We start from the raw sequence: 18,598 nt of genomic DNA on the forward strand, positions 1-18,598 counted from the left end.
CGTGGATGGCCGAGTCAAGCCCGGCCATCCACCTTGAGGAGGGAGTTCCGCCGACGCCGCTCAGGCCGGCACCTCGCCAAAGTTCTTGCCCACCGGCAGCACTGCGTGCCGAATGAGCCGTGAATCCTCCACGGCGGCCTGCCTGTGCTTAACCGCTTCGCGATAGACGGGATCGCGGATCATCTCGACGAACGCGGCGACGCTTGGGTATTCGGCGATGAAGCAATGGTCCCAGCGCTCAGTCTCGGGGCCGATCAGCATCAACTCGAATTTGCCTTGCCAGACGATGCGGCCGCCGAGGCGTTCGAACACCGGGCCGCTCTCGCGGCCATAGGCCGCATAGGCTTCCGCGCCGCTCGCCTTGCGGCCATCTGGATAGGCTGCCTCCTTGCGTAAGCGCACCAGGTTGAGCATGTGGATCGGGCCGGGACGGTCGTTGTCCCGGAACTGCGCGAAAATCTCCTTGGTTGGATCGATGTGGCCCATCTGGGTTTCCTTTTCTTTTATGCCGGCGATCCTAGCTCTGCCGACCTCCCAGCGGAACTGCGGCCAGCGAATGCCGCACCTCCTAATCGCGCGTTAAGCTCTGGGTAACCGGGCCTTAAACAGCGACCGCTAGCGTGCGGCGGGGCGGGCTGACCGGGCGTTTGCGTATGGGGTTGGGAAAGAAAAAGGGTGGGCGGAAGGAGCCGTTGTTCGGCTTGCCTGCGGCACTCGCCGATCTGCGCCTGACCGCGGCCGACCGCATTCCTGGCGGCGATGAGAAGCCGAAGAAATCAACGAAATCATCTGCCAAGCGCAAGAGCGAGGATGCCGGCGACGAGCCGCCGCGCGAGCGCAAGGCGCCAGCCGGCCGCGGCAGTGCCAAGCGCCGATCCAAGTCACGCATCGGCGCGAGCCTCGGCCGCCTGGTCTATTGGGGCGCGGTGCTGGGCCTGTGGGGCGCGATCGCCGTGATCGGCGTCGTGATCTATGTCGGCGCTCATCTGCCGCCGATCCAGTCGCTGGAAATCCCCAAGCGGCCGCCGACGATCCAGATCGTCGGCATGGACGGCAGCATGCTGGCGCAGCGCGGCGAGATGGCCGGCGCCAACGTCTCGCTGAAGGATCTGCCGCAATATCTACCCAAGGCGTTCATCGCCATCGAGGATCGCCGCTTCTATTCGCATTTCGGCATCGATCCCGTAGGCATCTTGCGTGCGCTCGTCACCAACGTGCTCCATCGCGGCGTGTCGCAGGGCGGCTCGACGCTGACGCAGCAATTGGCGAAAAACCTGTTCCTGACCCAGGAACGCACCATGGCGCGCAAGCTGCAGGAAGCGGAGCTCGCGATCTGGCTGGAGCGCAAGCATTCCAAGAACGAGATCTTGGAGCTCTATCTCAACCGCGTCTATTTCGGCTCCGGCGCCTACGGCGTCGAGGCCGCCGCGCAGCGCTATTTCGGCAAATCGGCCAAGAACGTCACCGTCGCGGAAGCGGCGATGCTGGCCGGTCTCGTCAAATCGCCCTCGCGGCTCGCGCCGAACCGCAACCCCGAGGGCGCAGAAGCGCGCGCGAAAATCGTGCTCACGGCGATGGCGGATGCCAAATTCATCACCGAAGCGCAGGCGCAGGCCTCGATCGGCCAGCCCTCCTACAATGTGAAGCCGGTCGGCGCCGGCACGGTCAATTACGTCGCCGACTGGATCGGCGAGGTGCTGGACGATCTGGTCGGCCAGATCGACGAGAGCATCAAGGTCGAGACCACGATCGATCCGAAGCTCCAGAGCGTGGCGGAAGCCGCCATCATCGACGAGCTCGCGGCCAAGAGCGTGAAATTCAATGTCAGCCAGGGCGCACTGGTGGCGATGACGCCCGACGGCGCGGTTCGCGCCATGGTGGGCGGGCGGAACTATTCCGAGAGCCAGTACAACCGCGCGGTCACCGCCAGGCGCCAGCCGGGCTCCTCGTTCAAGCCGTTCGTGTACCTGACCGCGCTCGAGCAGGGGCTGACGCCCGACACGGTCCGCCAGGACGCGCCGATCGAGGTCAAGGGCTGGAGGCCTGAGAACTACACCCACGAATATTTCGGCGCGGTGACGCTGACCCAGGCGCTCGCGATGTCGCTCAACACGGTCGCCATTCGCCTCGGCCTCGAGGTCGGGCCGAAGAACGTGGTGCGCACCGCGCACCGGCTCGGCATCTCCTCGAAACTCGAGCCCAACGCCTCGATCGCGCTCGGCACCTCCGAAGTCTCGATGGTCGAGCTGGTCGGCGCCTATGCACCCTTCGCCAATGGCGGCTTCACGGCGACGCCGCATGTCGTCACGCGGATCAGGACGCTCAGTGGCAAGCTGCTCTACATGCGCCAGGCGGACGAGCACAACCAGGTGGTCGACCCGCGCTATGTCGGCATGATGAACGCGATGATGCGGGAAACGCTGATCAGCGGCACCGCCAAGAAGGCGGAGATCCCGGGCTGGCCAGCGGCCGGCAAGACCGGCACCAGCCAGGACTACCGCGACGCCTGGTTCATCGGCTACACCGCCAACCTCGTCACCGGCGTGTGGCTCGGCAATGACGACAACTCGCCGACCAAGAAGGCCACCGGCGGCGGCTTGCCGGTCGAAGTCTGGTCGCGCTTCATGCGCACAGCGCACGAGGGCGTGCCGGTAGCAGCCTTGCCGAGCTCTCCAGGTGGCTGGGGCCTGTCGAACCTGGCGCAGGCGACGTCGCAGGTGTCGCCGCCAACAGCGGCAGCGCCCGGACCCGCACCGGCCAGCAACGGCGGCTATCGCCCACCCCCCACGCGCGCCAATGCGCGACCGGAGGCAGCCGCAGGACTCGATGGCTGGCTGATGGACCGGCTGTTCGGCGGGAATCGCTAGCGCCGACCTGAGGTCCGGGTGACCTCAAAACAAAAACAAGCGAAAACAACCCCATGCACAGTAGCCGAGGATAACGAAATCAACGGCTTGCGTGAGTCGCAAGACGGCTGATTCTGACAGCAAAGCCATTTGACACCTCGGGCAAAACAGAACCGTTCCGCCATCATCCCGAACGCGGCCGCTATCTCGGCTCTCCCGGTTCGCCACCGGTGTCGTCTTCGGCAAGTCCTGCCTACCATGGCAAAATCGGCCGATCCCCGCAGCTCCCGGAACGCAAAAACACCAGTCTCTTCAAGCTCCGGTCGGCGGCCCGGGATTTGCTCTCACAGGTTGAGCAAGTATCGGAGAGCGTTCCATGATGTCGGGTGTATCCAGCGCGGCGTTGCCTCATCTGCGACCCGCATCAACGTCCGCTTCGAATAGGACATCGAGTCTTCAGCCGGCGGGACCGGATGCGACTGATGCTGCGACCGACGGCTTTCGGATTGACGTCTCGCAGGTCAAGCCCCTGACAGGCGCTAAGTCGATATCGGCGGCGGACAATCCTCACCTGCGCGACCTCATGGCAACGAACTGGCTGATGACCCATGACACGAGCGCAACTCAGTCGGTCGTCTCGGACGATGCCACTGAGAACACCTATGCTCAGGTGAAGGTCGACGGCAAGGTGGTCGCCACCCTGTACAATGGCGGGTCCTCAACGATGACCAACGAGGCGGCTGGAAAGATCGGCAAGCTGGAGGATCCACCCGATCTGAGTGGACCAGATCTGGCGCAGTGGCGGGCCGACAGATACGCCGAGCGGCTCGGTGGCACCGTTGAAAAAGCTTCCACCGCGATCACGCAATCGCAATGGACCCCGCGTGAAAGCAGCTCCGCAACCTATAGCCGCGATCAACTCGACGCAGCCTTCCAGGCGATGCTGGCCGAGGGCCAGAAGGCCGGCGTGCAATTGCAGTCATCCTATCTCGCCTCGCGCACGCAGCCGGGGACAAGCGCGGATGTCAGCGCCTGAGCAGAGGGATGAATTGAGTACGCGCGGACGTCGCTGCATTCTCAACTGTCATTCCCGCGAACGCGGGAATCCAGTACGCCGCGGCCTCTCGGTTCAATAACAACCGCCTCGGAACACTGGATCGCCCGGTCGAGCCGGGCGATGACAGCGTCAGATGGAGGTTGGCAGCGAGGGCCTAATCCTCGACCCCGTAGCGGTGCAGGTCGTTGCCGTACGTATCGAGCCACTTCTTGGCGCGCTCCATCGACGGGCAGACCTTGCCGCAGACGCGCCAGAACCGCGCCGAGTGGTTCATCTCAACGAGATGGGCGACCTCGTGGGCGGCGAGATAGTCGAGCACGTAGGGCGGCGCGAGGATCAGGCGCCAGGAGAACGACAGCGAGCCGGCCGAGGTGCAGGAGCCCCAACGACTGGATTGATCGCGGATCGAGAGCCGCTTGACCTTGACGCCGAGCTCGGCGGCATAGGATTCCGCCGCACGCTGAAGGTCGCGGCGAGCCTCGCGCTTGAGGAAGTCGCTGATGCGACGGTCCGCATGCTCGACGCCGCCGGCGACGCAGAGAATGCGCTCCCCGCTGTCGCGCACTTCCGTCCACACCGTACCGCGCGTGCCGGCGCGATGAACGATGCGATGGGCCGTGCCGCGAAGTGGTATCACTGTGCCAGGCTGGAACGGCGCGGCCTTCGGCAAACGGCCGAGACGTGCCGCGATCCACGCGCCGTGGCGCTGCGCGAAGTCTTTTGCTTCGGCGAGCGTGCCGCGCGGCGGCATGGTGAGGATGGCTTCGCGATCGCTCGGATGAATTCTGAGCGTGTAACGGCGCGCGCGGCGATGCCGGCGCAGTCGAATCGCAAAATATTGCGATCCATGGGTGATCAGGAGGGTCTTGGGCTCGTGGGGCCGCCGATAGAGGAGTGCGCGAGTGGCCATGTCTGTCAGTCCGGGGGGCAGGAGAGCGCCCGGATTCTGCCATAACCGCCGCCAGGGAAAGCGCTCGGCGCAAAAACAAATCATTTGCCCAATATACAGGGGTCTGGCGTCCGGGAGACCCTACAGACTGGGGTTGGAACCGGCTTTTTTCGCCCCCGTTCGGCGCATGTGGCACCCCCAAGGGGTGAGGTTGGACTCACTCCTACAAAGCTACCTAAATACCGCGAATCTAGCGGGAACTCGCCCCTGTCGGAGCCTCCGACAGGGCGTCGATTTTCAGCGGGAAAGCCGAAAAACGCGATTATTCGGCCGCGAGAGCCTGCAATGAGCTCGGATTCGCCGCCGAGACCATGAAGTCGTGGATGCGCGGCACGATTTCCGATTTGAAGCGCGAGCCATTGAACACGCCGTAATGTCCGACGCCCTTCTGGACGTAATGAACGCGGCGGTGATCGGGAATCGAGCTGCACAATGTGTGCGTTGCTTCGGTCTGACCGATGCCGGAGATGTCGTCGTTCTCGCCTTCGACGGTCATCAACGCGACGCGCGTGACCTTGGAGGGATCGACGCGTGTTCCACGATGGGTCATCTCGCCCTTCGGCAGCGAATGCTTCACGAACACGGTGTCCACGGTCTGCAGGTAATACTCGGCGGAGAGATCCATCACCGCGAGATATTCGTCGTAGAAGTCACGATGCTTGTCGACGAGGTCGCCGTCGCCCTTCACCAGGTTGGCGAATAGCTGCTTGTGGGCATCCATATGCCGGTCGAGATTCATGCTGATGAAGCCGTTGAGCTGCAAGAAGCCCGGATAGACGTCGCGCATCATACCCGGATGCGGGAACGGCACCTTGGTGATGACGTGGTTGCGGAACCAGTCGATGCCGCGCTCCTGGGCCAGGTTGTTCACCGCAGTCGGATTGCGCCGGGTGTCGATCGGGCCGCCCATCAGCGTCATCGAGGTCGGCACAAAGGGATCGCGTAGCGCTTCCATAATCGAAACGGCAGCGACGACGGGAACCGAGGGCTGGCACACCGCCAGCACATGCGTGTTGCCGCCGAGGACATGCAGCATCTCGATGACGTAGTCGATGTAGTCGTCAAGATCGAAGCGGCCGTCGCTGAGCGGCACCATGCGGGCATCGGCCCAATCGGTGATGTAGACCTCATGCGCCGGCAGGAAAGCCTCGACGGTACCGCGGAGGAGCGTCGCGTAATGGCCGGACATCGGAGCGACGATCAGCACGCGTGGATGCGGACTGCGCAGTGGACGGGCGAACTTGCGATCGAAGTAGAGCAGGCGGCAGAACGGCTTTTCCCAGACCGAGCGGACCTCGACGGGAACGCGGATGCCGTTGACCTCGGTGTCGTTGAGGCCCCATTCCGGCTTGCCGTAGCGGCGGGTGGTGCGTTCGAACAATTCGCAGGCCGCGGCAACCGACTTGCCAACCTCGGTGCGTGCCCAAGGGTTCAGCGGATTCTGAAACAGGAGCTTGGTCGCGTCCGTGATCGCACGCGCCGGATTGAGAGAGGCTTGCCCCATCTCGTACATCCAGTACATCGGCGTCGTCAGGACAGGACTGCCTTCGGCCACCAGGGGCGGCGCGCCGCCAAACTCACCAATCGGCATCGCTATATTCCTCTTCGCATCGCAGCATACTGCCGAATGCGTAATATTGCGTCAATGCATGGTTCCGTACATCTACGTGGCCGAGGTGCCCAAACCGGGCAGAATCCACGAGAAAGTGACGTTATTCGCCGCCTGACAGCAGCGAGCCCTGCATCCTGGCGCTGCGCAAAAGGGCAAGGAATGCCCCAAAAGATGCAAGCAACAGCACCGCGTTGATGGCCAACGCGCTCAGCATCAGATCGGTCCTGAAGGTGTTTTCGATCAGCAGCGCGCGCATCCCTTCGAACACGTAGGTCGGCGGCAGCGTCCAGGCGATGTATTGCAACCAGACCGGCAGCACGCTGACGGGATAGTAGACGCAGGCGAGCGGCATGATGCCGAACATCAAGGTCCAGACGATGCTCTCGGCGCCGAGGCCGTTTCGCAGCACCAGTCCGGAGACGAAAATGCCGACCGACCAGCTCGTGAAGATCAGATTGCAGAAGAACGCGATCAGCGGCACGCCGAGCGCATAAACATTGAAGTGAAACAGGAATAACGCGAGCAGCGTCATGGGGATGACGCCGATCGCGAGCCGGATCAGGCTCATGATCATCAGGGACAGCAGAAATTCGATCGGCTTCAACGGGCTCATCATGAGATTGCCGAGGTTGCGCGCCCACATCTCTTCCAGGAACGAGATCGAAAAGCCGAGCTGCCCGCGAAACAGGATGTCCCAGAGAATGACGGCGCCGATCAGGGTGCCGCCGGCACGCGCGAAGAAGTTGGCATTCTGCGCGATGTAAAGCTGCAGAAAGCCCCAGGTGATGACCTGCAGCGCCGGCCAGTAGAGCAGCTCGAGCAGCCGCGGCCAGGACGACAGCAACAGGTACCAATAGCGCAGGATCATCGCGCCAATGCGGTGGACGGAGATGCCGCGGTGGAGGGAGAGTTCGGTCATTGCGGCACCGCGTAGCCCGAATGAGCGAAGCGATATCCGGGACCTTGCTGGCGGCGTTCCCGGGTATCGCTTCGCTCACCCGGGCTACGGTCGCAACATACGGCCTGGCTCATCGTGCCACCTCCTGCGCGCCGTTCACCCTTCCGCGCGCGACGTCCAGAAACACCTCTTCCAGCGTGGTGCGGTTGTAGCGGGCCATGATGGCTTCGGGCGTATCGTCGTCCTCGATACGGCCGCGCTTCATGATGATGACGCGATCGCAGAGCCGCTCGACCTCGAGCATGTTGTGCGACGCCAAGAGGATGGTGGCGTTGTTCGCCATGCGATAACGCTCCAGATGCCCCCGGACCCAGTCGGCGGTGTCGGGATCGAGCGAGGCGGTCGGCTCGTCCAGCAACAGCAGCTCGGGCTGGTTGATCAGCGCCTTGGCGAGCGCAACGCGCGTCTTTTGTCCTGCGGAGAGCTTGCCGTTGGCGCGGTCGATGAACTCGGTGAGATCGAGATCGTCGGCGAGCTCAGCGATGCGATCGGAGAGGTTCTTCACCGCATAGAGCTTGCCGAACACCGTGAGGTTCTGACGCACCGTGAGCCGCATCGGCATGTCGACATAGGGGCTCTCGAAGTTCATCCGACCCAGCACGGACGCGCTGTCCTCCGGCATCCGATGCCCGAGCACCTGCACGCGGCCGGAGGTCGGCAGCACGAGGCCCATGATCGTCGCGATGGTCGTGGTCTTGCCGGCGCCGTTGCCGCCCAGCAGCCCGGTGATGCTGCCGCGCGGAAGCGAAAAGGAGATGTCGTCGACGGCGCGGGTCTGCTTGTAGACCTTGACCAGGTGATCGACCGCGATTGCCGCGGAGAGGCTGCGATCCGCGACAGTCGGCCAGCTTGAAGCCTTGTCATTCTCCGTCATGCTGGGCGTTCTTCTGCTATTGCAGCGGAGAGCGCAAGGCTTGTAATCCGGCGGTTCCGTGAGCCGCGCGCTTGTGATCGAGAAGGCACCGCCCCATTGGCCGAAATGACCGAACTTGCCGCTTCCGACTTTCGCCCCGCGCAGCGGCATATCCGCCTGGATACGATCCTGCGACTGCGCTGGCTCGCGGTGCTCGGCCAGCTCGCCGCGATCTTCATCGTGGCGCAGGGGCTGGAATTCAATGTCGAGATCGTTCCCTGCGTCAGCATCATCGCCCTGTCGGCGGCGCTCAATCTGGCGCTCCAGACCGTGTCCAATCCGCTGCAGCGGCTGGAGCCGATGCAGGCGGCCGGACTGCTCGCGCTCAACATCGTGGAGCTGGCGGGTCTCCTGTTCTTCACCGGCGGACTCCAGAACCCGTTCTCGTTCCTGTTCCTCGCGCCCGTGCTGATCTCCGCGACGGCGCTGCCGGCCCGCTTCACCTTCGGCCTCGGCGTGCTGGCTGTCGCCTGCGCCTCGGTCCTGTTCTTCTTCCATCTGCCGCTGCCCTGGGATTCTGATGATCCGCTGGTGCTGCCGCCGATCTATCTCGTCGGCGTCTGGCTCTCGATCGCGCTCGCGATCGGCGTCACCAGCCTCTACTCGTTCCAGGTCACCGAGGAGGCGCGCAAGCTCGCCGACGCGCTGGCCGCGACCGAGCTGGTGCTGACGCGCGAGCAGCATCTGACCCAGCTCGACGGCCTGGCCGCAGCCGCAGCGCACGAGCTCGGCACGCCCCTCGCGACGATCTTCCTGATCTCGCGCGAGCTGGAGAAGACGGTGAAGGAGCCGAACTTTGCCGCCGACCTGAAGACCCTGCGCGAGCAGACGCAGCGTTGCCGCGACATATTGAGCAAGATCACCCAGCTCTCCTCCACCGGCGCGCCGTTCGACCGCATGAAGCTGTCGGAGCTGATCGAGGAGGTGGTGGCGCCGCACCGCGATTTCGGCGTCGATATCAAGGTGCGCATCGCCGTCGCCATCGTGGCCGAACCGGTCGGCTCGCGCAATCCGGCGATCCTCTACGGCGTCGGCAATATCGTCGAGAACGCGGTCGATTTCGCCCGCACCACCGTCGAGGTGAATGCGTGGTGGAACAAGGACACAATCGAGCTCGTGATCTCCGACGATGGTCCCGGGATTCCGCCTGACATCCTGAACCGGATCGGCGAGCCCTATTTGTCGCGGCGGCGCAGCAAGGACGAAGGCGGCGGCCTCGGGCTCGGCGTGTTCATCGCGCGCACCTTGCTGGAGCGCACCGGCGCCAAGGTCTCGTTTACCAACCGGACCTTTCCGGACCATGGCGCAGTGGTCCAGATCACGTGGCCGCGAGACCGTTTTGAGGCTATCGAGACCTTCGAAGAAACAATAGGATAGGCCGCGACCTTGCGTCGCACAACGGGGCCGATCGACCATTGGCGCCCTTGGCACCGCCCGATTGCGCCGCCATATGTAGACGCGCTGGAGAGAGGACGAAACCTTGAACGCCATCGCCGAACTGAACGAACAGACCGACCGCTCGCTGCTGATCGTGGAGGACGACAAGCCGTTTCTGGAGCGGCTGTCGCGCGCCATGGAAACGCGCGGCTTTGCGGTGACGTCATGCGACACCGTCTCGGACGGTCTGGCGCAGATCGGCAAGGCGGCGCCGGCATTCGCCGTGGTCGATCTGCGGCTCGGTGATGGCAACGGTCTCGACGTGGTCTCGGCGCTGAAGAAGAAGCGCCCCGACGCCCGCGCGATCGTGCTGACCGGCTATGGCAACATCGCCACCGCCGTCACCGCGGTGAAGATGGGCGCGGTCGATTATCTCTCGAAACCCGCGGACGCCGACGACGTCGTCGCGGCGCTGCTGTCGACCGGCTCGGACAAGTCCGAGTTGCCGGCGAACCCGATGTCGGCCGACCGCGTGCGCTGGGAACACATCCAGCGCATTTACGAGATGTGCAACCGCAACGTCTCGGAGACGGCACGCAGGCTCAACATGCATCGGCGCACGTTGCAGCGGATTTTGGCCAAGCGCGCGCCGCGATAACGGTGCCGTAGGGTGGGCAAGGCGCAAAGCGCCGTGCCCACCATGTCTGCTTCAATCTTTGACCTGGATGGTGGGCACGCTCCGCTTTGCCCACCCTACGGCATCGCGCTCGCGGCGCCGCTATTCCCAAAACTCCGCATGCCCCTGCGGATCGACCAGCCGGTTGATCCGCAACGCCGCCGCCATGGCGAACCGCACCGTCATCTGCTTGCGCGTGGCCGCAGCGAGCTTGTGCTCGGGCGCCTCGCATTGCAGGTGCGCACCATAGGCATCCGCGATGATCAAGCCGGTATCTTGCGGAAAGATCTCGCAAGGCAGGTCCTGCGTGAAGGCGAAGAACAGCCGGTCGCAATGCGCCCGGTATTCGTGCCATTTCTGATCGGCGCGCAAATCCTCCACCGACGATTTGATCTCGACGATCCAGATCTCGCCCCGCTCGTTCAGCGCGACGAGATCGGCGCGTCGCCCCGAGGGCAGCGGTAATTCGCTGATGCAGGTGAAGCCGAGCGAGCGCAACAATCGCGCCGTGCCGCGCGCGATCGCCAGCGCCGTCTCGGATTGACGGCGGTCCGGCGGCGGCACGAGGGCAATTCGGGCGGTGTTGTCCATCGGGGGAGGATAGCCGATTCCTCCGTCGTCGTCCTGGCCTAGTGCGCAATTGCGCACGGGAGCCAGGACCATGACTCCAAGGGATCGTTGGTGCACGAGGGGATCACCACCAGTCCTCGTCAAATTTCGGCCTGTGGTATTGGTCCTGGATCTGCGCTTCGCTTGTCCAGGACGACGGCGGGGTACGGAACCGCTCTCGCTCTTAACACTTATCACGCAGCCGCCGCACCTCGGCGGAACCACCGAGGCTGCGCGCGCATGATCGACGATCTCTGGTACAAGAACGCCATCATCTATTGCCTGTCCGTCGGCACCTATATGGACGCCAACGGCGATGGCATCGGCGATTTCAAGGGCCTGTTGCGCCGGCTCGATTATCTGCACGGCCTCGGCATCACCACGATCTGGCTGATGCCGTTCCAGACCTCGCCCGGCCGCGACGACGGCTACGATGTCGCGGATTATTACAGCGTCGATGCCCGCTACGGCACGCTCGGCGATTTCGTCGAGTTCACTCATGGCTGCAAGCAACGCGGCATTCGCGTCATCATCGATCTCGTCGTCAACCACACCTCCGACCAGCATCCCTGGTTCAAGGCGGCGCGGAGCGACAGGAATTCGCCCTACCGCGATTGGTATGTCTGGTCCGACAAGAAGCCGGCCAACGCCAATCAGGGCATGGTCTTTCCCGGCGTTCAGAAATCGACATGGACGCGCGACAAGGAAGCCGGCGCCTGGTACTTCCACCGCTTCTACGATTTCCAGCCCGACCTCAACACCTCGAACCCTCGCGTGCAGGCCGAGATTTTGAAGATCATGGGCTTCTGGATCCAACTCGGCGTCTCAGGCTTTCGGATGGATGCCGTGCCTTTCGTCATCGCGACCAAAGGCGCCAAAGTGAAAAAGCCGGCCGAACAATACGACATGCTGCGGACGTTCCGTGAATTCCTGCAATGGCGGCAGGGCGATGCCATCATCCTCGCCGAGGCCAACGTGCTGCCGAAGACGGACATGGAATATTTCGGCCGTGATGCCGACCGCATGCATATGATGTTCAATTTCCAGGTCAACCAGCATCTGTTCTATGCGCTGGCCTCGTCCGATTCCCGCCCGCTGGGGAAAGCGCTGAAGGCGACCAAGCCGCGGCCCGCCTCGGCGCAATGGGGCCTGTTCCTGCGCAATCATGACGAGCTCGATCTCGGGCGATTGACCAAGGCGCAGCGCGACACCGTGTTCAAAAGCTTCGGTCCTGACAAGGACATGCAGCTCTACGACCGCGGCATTCGCCGTCGCCTGGCACCGATGCTCGGTGGCGACCGCCGGCGGCTCGAGCTCGCCTACAGCCTGATGTGCACGCTGCCGGGAACGCCCGTGATCCGCTACGGCGACGAGATCGCGATGGGCGATGATCTTTCCCTCCCCGAGCGCAATTGCGCGCGCACGCCGATGCAATGGTCGACGGAGCCGCATGGCGGCTTCACCACCAGCGACAAGCCGGCCTTGCCCGTCATCGACGAAGGACCGTACGGCTATCCGCACGTCAACGTCGCCAAGCAGCGGCGCGATCCCAACTCGATGCTGAACTGGACCGAGCGCATCGTCCGCATGCGCAAGGAGGTGCCGGAGATCGGCTGGGGCGATTTTTCGATCATCGCGACGCGCGATCCCGCCGTGTTCATCATGCGCTATGACTGGCGCAACAATTCCGTGCTGTTCGTGCACAATCTCGACGAGAAGCCGCGCGAGATCGCGTTCTCGGCGGGGCTGCCACGCGAGGCCGGCGCGCACCTGATCAATCTGCTCGCGGAGGACCACAGCCACGCCGACAAGCGCGGCCAGCACCGCGTCGTGCTGGAGCCCTATGGCTATCGCTGGTACCGCGTCGGCGGATTGGACTATCTGTTGAAGCGGAGCGATATCGACGGGACGGTGCGAGGGAACAAGCATCCGGGGTAGTCAGTGCGACCACGCACTCCGTTGTCGTCCTGGCGAAAGCCAGGACCCATTACCCCAATAGGTGATTGTTGTACGAAGCTATCACCACGAATCTTCGTCAAACCACTCCCTGGGGCAATGGGTCCTGGATCTGCGCTTCGCTTGTCCAGGACGACGGTCAGGGTGGCGTGATGATCACGCCCTCGTTGCCGCGCAGATCCAGCACGCCTTCGATCCGCTCTCGCTCGCGATCCAGGAATGTCGACAGCAGAATCTCGCTGCCGAACCTGATCGCGCTGGTGGTGACCGCGATCGGCTCAGGGCCGAGATTGAGCACCACGGTGACCGCCCTGCCCTCGGCCTCGCGGCGATAGATCAGGAGATCGCCTTGCGCGGCAAGCGGATGATAGTCGCCCGCGACCAGCGGCGGACAGCCCTGCCGCAACGCGATCAGACGCTTATAGAGCGTCAGGATCGAACGTGAATCGGCCTCGAGATCGACGACGTTGTTGCGGATGTGATCCTCCGGCAGCGGCAGCCATGGCCTGACGTCCGAGAAGCCGGCGAAGTTGGAAGAATCCCACTGCATCGGTGTGCGGCAGCCGTCGCGGCCGACACCGATGCCGGGCACGTTCTTCTCGAAGGGGTCGCGCACGTCCTCGGGCGCGATCGCGAGCTGATGCATGCCGATCTCGTCGCCATAGTAGAGCGTCGGCGTGCCGCGCAGCGTCAGCAGCAGCATGGCGGCGACGCGGGCCTGCTCCGGCCCGACGCGGCTTGCGACGCGTGGACGGTCATGATTGCCGAGCACCCAGTTCGGCCAGGCGCCCTTCGGCAGCGCCTTCTCGTAATCCTCGACGATTTTCTCGATCGAGCGCGCGCTCCAGAAGGTCGAGAGCAGCGCGAAGTTGAACGGCATCTGCGCGCCGGTGAGATCGTTGCCGTAATAGGCCATGAGGCGATGCAGCGGCAGATAGATCTCGCCGATCAGGACGCGGGCATCATAGGCATCCGTGACGCGGCGCATCTCGGCGATGACGTCGTGCACCTCCGGCTGGTCGGTGGAATATTGCGTCATTATCTTTTCGTTCGGCGGCCGGCCCTCGGCATAATGCGGATTGGGCGGGTTGTCGCGGAACTCGGCGTCCTTGATCAGATGCCAGATCACGTCGACGCGAAAGCCGTCGACGCCTTTCTCCAGCCAGAACCGCATCACGTCGTAGATTGCCGCGCGGACATCGGGATTGCGCCAGTTGAGATCCGGCTGCTGGGCGAGGAAGGCATGATAGTAGTATTGGCCGGTGGTCTCGTCGAACTGCCACGCGCTGCCGCCGAACTCGGACAGCCAATTATTCGGCACGCCGCCACCCTCGCCCGGGTCGCGCCAGATGTACCAGTCGCGTTTGGGATTGTCGCGCGAGGAACGGCTCTCGACGAACCAGGGATGCTGGTCCGAGGTGTGGTTCGGCACGAGGTCGAGGATCAGCTTAAGGCCGTTGTCGTGCGCGGCGGCGAGAAGCGCATCGAAATCCGCCATCGTGCCGAACAGCGGCTCGATGCCCGTGTAGTCGGAGATGTCGTAGCCGAAATCGGCCATCGGCGAGGGGAAGATCGGCGACAGCCAGATCGCGTCGACGCCGAGCGATTTCACATAAGGTAGCCGCTGCAAAATGCCGGCGAGATCGCCGACACCGTCGCCGTTTGAATCCTGAAAGGAGCGCGGATAGACCTGATAGAAGATGCCGTCGCGCCACCAATCGCTGCCGCCCTGAGCCATGCGGGAAATCCATCCAAAACTGCTTGTTGCGCGGGAGAACGCGGAAGGAGCGCTCCGGTTCAAACCAGCAGGCGAATTGGGACGGCCGTGTGACGATGTCTGCGGTTGTTCCCAGGCCCCGGGGAGAAATCTTTTGCTTGGCGGCATGGCAAAAATCGGCATTGTGGCGCCATGACCGAGCAAAACGAGACACAAGCTGAGGCCAGCGCGAAGGCAGGCGCGATCATCGTCCCCGTGACGCTGTTCGAGCAGAATTGCACCATCATCTGGGACGAGCCTTCCAAGAAGGCCGTGGTGATCGATCCCGGCGGCGACGTGCCGAAGATCCTGGACGCCATCAAGCAGACCGGCGTCACCGTGGAGAAGATCTGGCTCACCCACGGCCATATCGACCATGTCGGCGGCGCGGCCGAACTGCGCGACGCGCTGAAGGTGCCGATCGAGGGCCCGCACGTCGCGGACAAATTCCTGCTCGACAACGTGGTCGAGAGCGGCGCGCGCTTCGGCATGACGGGGGTGCGCAATTTCGAGCCGGACCGTTGGCTCGACGAAGGCGACAGCGTGGCCATCGGCGATCTCCAGTTCGAGATCTATCATTGCCCCGGCCACTCGCCCGGCAGCGTGGTGTTCTTCAACAAGGACTTGCGCTTCGCCCATGTCGGCGACGTCCTGTTCGCGGGCTCGGTCGGTCGCACCGATCTGCCCGGCGGCAGTCACGCGACGCTGATCGACTCGATCAAGACCAAGCTGCTGCCGCTCGGCGACGATGTCGGCTTCATCTGCGGCCATGGCGCCGGCTCGAGCATCGGCCAGGAGCGGATGACAAATCCGTTCATCACCGGCGAGATGTGAGCGCCTATTCCGCGGCGTCTGCGAACGCCGCGGGCTGGCTCAGGTTGCGGTCACCCCATTCGCGGATCGCAGCGACGACGGGCACAAAACTCCTGCCTTATCGGCGCGACGGCCTGAGTTACTTCATCAATCCCGCGGCCGTGAGCGCGCGCGTAATGATCTGGCCGAGATCGAAGCCGCGGGCCTCCTCGCGCTTCGGCTCGGCCGGCTCTTCGGCGATCGCGGCGCGGATCGAGCGCGCCAGATGCGGCGCGGGCGAGCGGGCCGGCGTCGGCTTTGCCTCCGCCTTCTTCGCAGCGTCGGGAATCCAGCCGGTGAGGCCGAAGAATTTGGCGATGTGATAAGACGAGGAGATGCCGGCCTCGATCAGGAACGCGCCTTCCACGCCATAGCGCTGGTCGTTGTCGGCAAGGCCGAGCGGCGTGCCGTGGGCCATGTCGGTGATGGCGTAGGACTCGACGAGCGTCTCGCCGTCCTTGTTCCACCAGGCCTGGCGGGGATAGCCGTCGATGTCAGTTTCCGCCATCGGCGCCTCGGGCAGATCGTGCAGGTCGAGCCATTGCTTGACGATCTCGTTGGCATTGCCGGGATTGACGGTGCGATCGGCGCTGCCGTGCCACACCGAGATCCTCGGCCAGGGCCCGCGATGATTCGAGGCCCGCCGCACCAGATCGCCAAGTTCACGCGCCGGCCGCTCCGGGGAATGAAACATGCCGTCGAGCGCCTCGCGCAGATTGGTCGCGATGCCGTAGGGAAGTCCCGCGATCACCGCACCGGCCGCGAAGACTTCAGGGTAGGTCGCGAGCATCACCGACGTCATGCCGCCGCCGGCCGACAGGCCCGTGATGAAGATGCGCTTGGGATCGACGCGATGCGTTTCCGTCATATGCGCGATCATCTCGCGAATCGAACAGGCCTCGCCACTGTCCCGCGCCGTGTCTTCCGGATTGAACCAGTTAAAGCAGGTGTTGCTGTTGTTGATGCGCTGCTGCTCGGGCATCAACAGCGCGAAGCCGTAGTGCTCGGCGAGCGTCGACCATCCGGCACCGAGGTCGTAGCTTGCCGCCGTCTGGCCGCAGCCGTGCAGCACGACGACGAGCGCGCGCGGCTTCTGCAGTTGCGGCGGCACGAACGCGAACAGGCGCAGATTGCCGGGATTGTCGCCGAAGCCCGTGACCTCTTGCAACGGACTGGACGCATCGGCGCTCCGGCCAAACTCGGCGAAGCGCAATCCGTCCAGCTTTGGCAGACGTCTCAAGAGATCGACATTTCTGGTTAACGACACGGCAGCTCCTAGCAGGCGACGTTCAACGTCCACCCAAACCAAATAGTTGCTGCAGCGCAAAATAAAAAGACCGTGTGCTGTCGATGAGGTGCTAAATCTCAGGAAAGCCTGCAGAAATCAGCACGCATTAACCGCAATGCCTCAACTTCGTGCAGATACCCGGCGCATCCACGCCAGGAATGCGGCGCAGATCATGATTAATGTTGCGAACAGTGCGAGCGAGACGAGAAATCCTGCGCGCGCTGATTGCACCGCTTCGACGGCGAAAAACATGGCGCCGATTGCGGCCACTCCGGCCGCATTTCCGATCTGCGCCGTGGTGCCGTACATGCCGGAGGCAGAACCTGCGGCCACAGGCTTCACCGTCGAGAGCACCGCGCCGGAGAGCGGCGCCATCACCAGCCCCTGACCGTAGCCGAACACGATCATGGTGAGCGCGAGCAGGAGCGCGGACGGCGCGTCGACAGAGAACGCGACCAGCGCAAGCGCCGCGAGGCCCGCGATCTGAAGCGCGCAGCCTTCGATCAAGACCCTGGTGCCGCGATGGCGCGCCCGTACGCCGCTGTGGCGCGAGGCCACGACGAAAGCGAGCGCGAGCGGAATGAAGGCCATGCCGGCCGCGAGCGGCGGGATTTTCAGCCCTCGCTGCATGAACAGCGTCATGACCAGATAGAACGAGAGATTGGCGGAGAAGAAAAAGAACGCCGCGCCAAGGCCGCGCAGGAAAGCGGCGTCCGCCAGCAGCGAGAGATCAATCAGCGGCATGCCGCCGGCGCGTGTCACCGCATGCTCCAGCTTCGGGAACCCCAGGAGGATCGCGGCGCCGACCGCCATCACCAGCCACAGCCACGGTGCCCAGCCGACATCGTGACCCAGCAGCAGCGGACCGATCATGCACAGCAATCCGGCGAACAGGACGATGCTGCCCGTGATGTCAAGCCGTGTGCCGGCGCGATGCGGTGCCGAGGGCATGATGCGCCAGGCCGCCACCGCGATCACGAGACCGCACGGCACATTGACGAAGAACACCGAGCGCCAGCCGGTGCCGGCGAGATCGATCGTGACCAGGAGACCGCCGAGCAGAAAGCCCGCGGCACCCGCGAGCCCCAGCACAATGCCGTAGATGGCGAAGGCGCGGTTGCGCTGTTCGTCGGTGAACAGGAGATGCAGCGTCGCCAGCACCTGCGGCACCATCAGCGCGGCGGAGGCACCCTGCGTCAACCGCGCGACGATCAACTCCGAACCGGATCGCGCCAGTCCGCACCACAGCGACGTCAGGGTGAAACCGAGCAGGCCAGCCAGGAACACGTTCCTGGTGCCGTGAATGTCGCCAAGCCGGCCGCCGGTGACGACCAGCGTGGCATAGGCGATCAGGTAGATCGCGATGACGGATTCGATCTGAGCCGGCGACGCCTTCAACTCGACCGCGATGGTCGGAATGGCGACGTTGACCACGAAGGCATCGACGCCGAACATGAACTGGGCGGCCACGACGATCGCCAGCACCCACCAGCGACGCGACGTGTCGACCTGCTTTGTGACGGTTTGATGCATCGGCGCGTGATCCTCGGATGTCCTTGCCGATCATCTCAGACCGCATGCGGCGCCGCGATTACCTCGAAGGTAGGATCCTCGCGCGTTCCGCCTCTCTCAGCGTGCCGGGAGAGGAAGACGACATACGCATGGCTGCATTCCGCCGCGCGGGACATCGCGCGATTGCGTTCGCTGTCTCCAGCACGTAGCTTCGCGCCACAAACAAAAAAATGTAAG

Annotated in this window: 15 protein-coding genes; 6 read left to right on the forward strand and 9 right to left on the reverse strand. The window is 63.9% G+C overall.

The annotated features are described in order from the left end of the window. Nucleotides 1-60: 60 nt before the first annotated feature. The gene (locus AC0L23_RS08350; RefSeq protein ID WP_018455884.1) at nucleotides 61-486 is read right to left on the reverse strand and encodes a DUF1330 domain-containing protein; all 426 of its coding nucleotides are present in this window, start codon (nucleotides 484-486) and stop codon (nucleotides 61-63) included. 167 nt (nucleotides 487-653) lie between these two features. Here AC0L23_RS08350 and AC0L23_RS08355 point away from each other — a divergent pair, with 167 nt between their 5' ends. Continuing rightward, on the forward strand, nucleotides 654-2,867 hold the full coding sequence (locus AC0L23_RS08355) for a transglycosylase domain-containing protein (protein ID WP_085349760.1): 2,214 nt from the start codon (nucleotides 654-656) through the stop codon (nucleotides 2,865-2,867). 355 nt (nucleotides 2,868-3,222) lie between these two features. Next, on the forward strand, nucleotides 3,223-3,882 hold the full coding sequence (locus AC0L23_RS08360) for a hypothetical protein (RefSeq protein WP_085361949.1): 660 nt from the start codon (nucleotides 3,223-3,225) through the stop codon (nucleotides 3,880-3,882). Between the two features lie 175 nt (nucleotides 3,883-4,057). On the opposite strand, the gene AC0L23_RS08365 is transcribed toward AC0L23_RS08360, so the two are convergent. The 4 genes from AC0L23_RS08365 to AC0L23_RS08380 form a co-directional block, all read right to left on the reverse strand. Beyond that, nucleotides 4,058-4,897 carry a M48 family metallopeptidase gene (locus AC0L23_RS08365; RefSeq protein WP_026233044.1) on the reverse strand — a complete coding sequence of 280 codons (840 nt, stop codon included), beginning with the start codon at nucleotides 4,895-4,897 and terminating at the stop codon, nucleotides 4,058-4,060. Nucleotides 4,898-5,114: 217 nt separating this feature from the next. Then, nucleotides 5,115-6,443, reverse strand: coding sequence for a polyhydroxyalkanoate depolymerase (locus AC0L23_RS08370; RefSeq protein WP_018455880.1), 1,329 nt, complete (start codon nucleotides 6,441-6,443; stop codon nucleotides 5,115-5,117). Nucleotides 6,444-6,564: 121 nt separating this feature from the next. Continuing rightward, on the reverse strand, nucleotides 6,565-7,383 hold the full coding sequence (locus AC0L23_RS08375) for an ABC transporter permease (protein ID WP_018455879.1): 819 nt from the start codon (nucleotides 7,381-7,383) through the stop codon (nucleotides 6,565-6,567). 109 nt (nucleotides 7,384-7,492) lie between these two features. Continuing rightward, complete coding sequence (locus AC0L23_RS08380; RefSeq protein WP_085349757.1) at nucleotides 7,493-8,296, reverse strand: ABC transporter ATP-binding protein; 804 nt, start codon at nucleotides 8,294-8,296, stop codon at nucleotides 7,493-7,495. Between the two features lie 105 nt (nucleotides 8,297-8,401). Between AC0L23_RS08380 and AC0L23_RS08385 the strand changes: the two genes are divergently transcribed. Together AC0L23_RS08385 and AC0L23_RS08390 are read left to right on the forward strand one after the other, a co-directional pair. Further along, nucleotides 8,402-9,712 (forward strand): ActS/PrrB/RegB family redox-sensitive histidine kinase, encoded by a 1,311-nt coding sequence (locus AC0L23_RS08385; RefSeq protein ID WP_018455877.1) that lies wholly within the window; start codon nucleotides 8,402-8,404, stop codon nucleotides 9,710-9,712. A gap of 103 nt (nucleotides 9,713-9,815) precedes the next feature. Beyond that, complete coding sequence (locus AC0L23_RS08390) at nucleotides 9,816-10,370, forward strand: ActR/PrrA/RegA family redox response regulator transcription factor (protein ID WP_007598178.1); 555 nt, start codon at nucleotides 9,816-9,818, stop codon at nucleotides 10,368-10,370. Between the two features lie 120 nt (nucleotides 10,371-10,490). Here AC0L23_RS08390 and AC0L23_RS08395 read toward each other — a convergent pair whose 3' ends face one another. Next, the gene (locus tag AC0L23_RS08395) at nucleotides 10,491-10,979 is read right to left on the reverse strand and encodes an MmcB family DNA repair protein (protein WP_085361950.1); all 489 of its coding nucleotides are present in this window, start codon (nucleotides 10,977-10,979) and stop codon (nucleotides 10,491-10,493) included. 258 nt (nucleotides 10,980-11,237) lie between these two features. On the opposite strand from AC0L23_RS08395, the gene AC0L23_RS08400 reads away from it, so the two are divergent. Then, complete coding sequence (locus AC0L23_RS08400) at nucleotides 11,238-12,935, forward strand: alpha-amylase family protein (RefSeq protein WP_085361951.1); 1,698 nt, start codon at nucleotides 11,238-11,240, stop codon at nucleotides 12,933-12,935. A gap of 157 nt (nucleotides 12,936-13,092) precedes the next feature. On the opposite strand, the gene AC0L23_RS08405 is transcribed toward AC0L23_RS08400, so the two are convergent. After that, on the reverse strand, nucleotides 13,093-14,691 hold the full coding sequence (locus tag AC0L23_RS08405) for an alpha-amylase family glycosyl hydrolase (RefSeq protein WP_085361952.1): 1,599 nt from the start codon (nucleotides 14,689-14,691) through the stop codon (nucleotides 13,093-13,095). 171 nt (nucleotides 14,692-14,862) lie between these two features. Between AC0L23_RS08405 and AC0L23_RS08410 the strand changes: the two genes are divergently transcribed. Beyond that, nucleotides 14,863-15,543 (forward strand): MBL fold metallo-hydrolase, encoded by a 681-nt coding sequence (locus tag AC0L23_RS08410; RefSeq protein ID WP_085361953.1) that lies wholly within the window; start codon nucleotides 14,863-14,865, stop codon nucleotides 15,541-15,543. Nucleotides 15,544-15,661: 118 nt separating this feature from the next. On the opposite strand, the gene AC0L23_RS08415 is transcribed toward AC0L23_RS08410, so the two are convergent. After that, nucleotides 15,662-16,828, reverse strand: coding sequence for an extracellular catalytic domain type 1 short-chain-length polyhydroxyalkanoate depolymerase (locus AC0L23_RS08415; RefSeq protein ID WP_085385574.1), 1,167 nt, complete (start codon nucleotides 16,826-16,828; stop codon nucleotides 15,662-15,664). 141 nt (nucleotides 16,829-16,969) lie between these two features. Then, a complete protein-coding gene (locus AC0L23_RS08420; protein ID WP_085361954.1) occupies nucleotides 16,970-18,382 on the reverse strand; it encodes an MFS transporter in 1,413 nt (470 codons plus the stop codon). Nucleotides 18,383-18,598 lie beyond the last annotated feature (216 nt).

Source organism: Bradyrhizobium sp. MI1.4, from assembly GCF_055811315.1.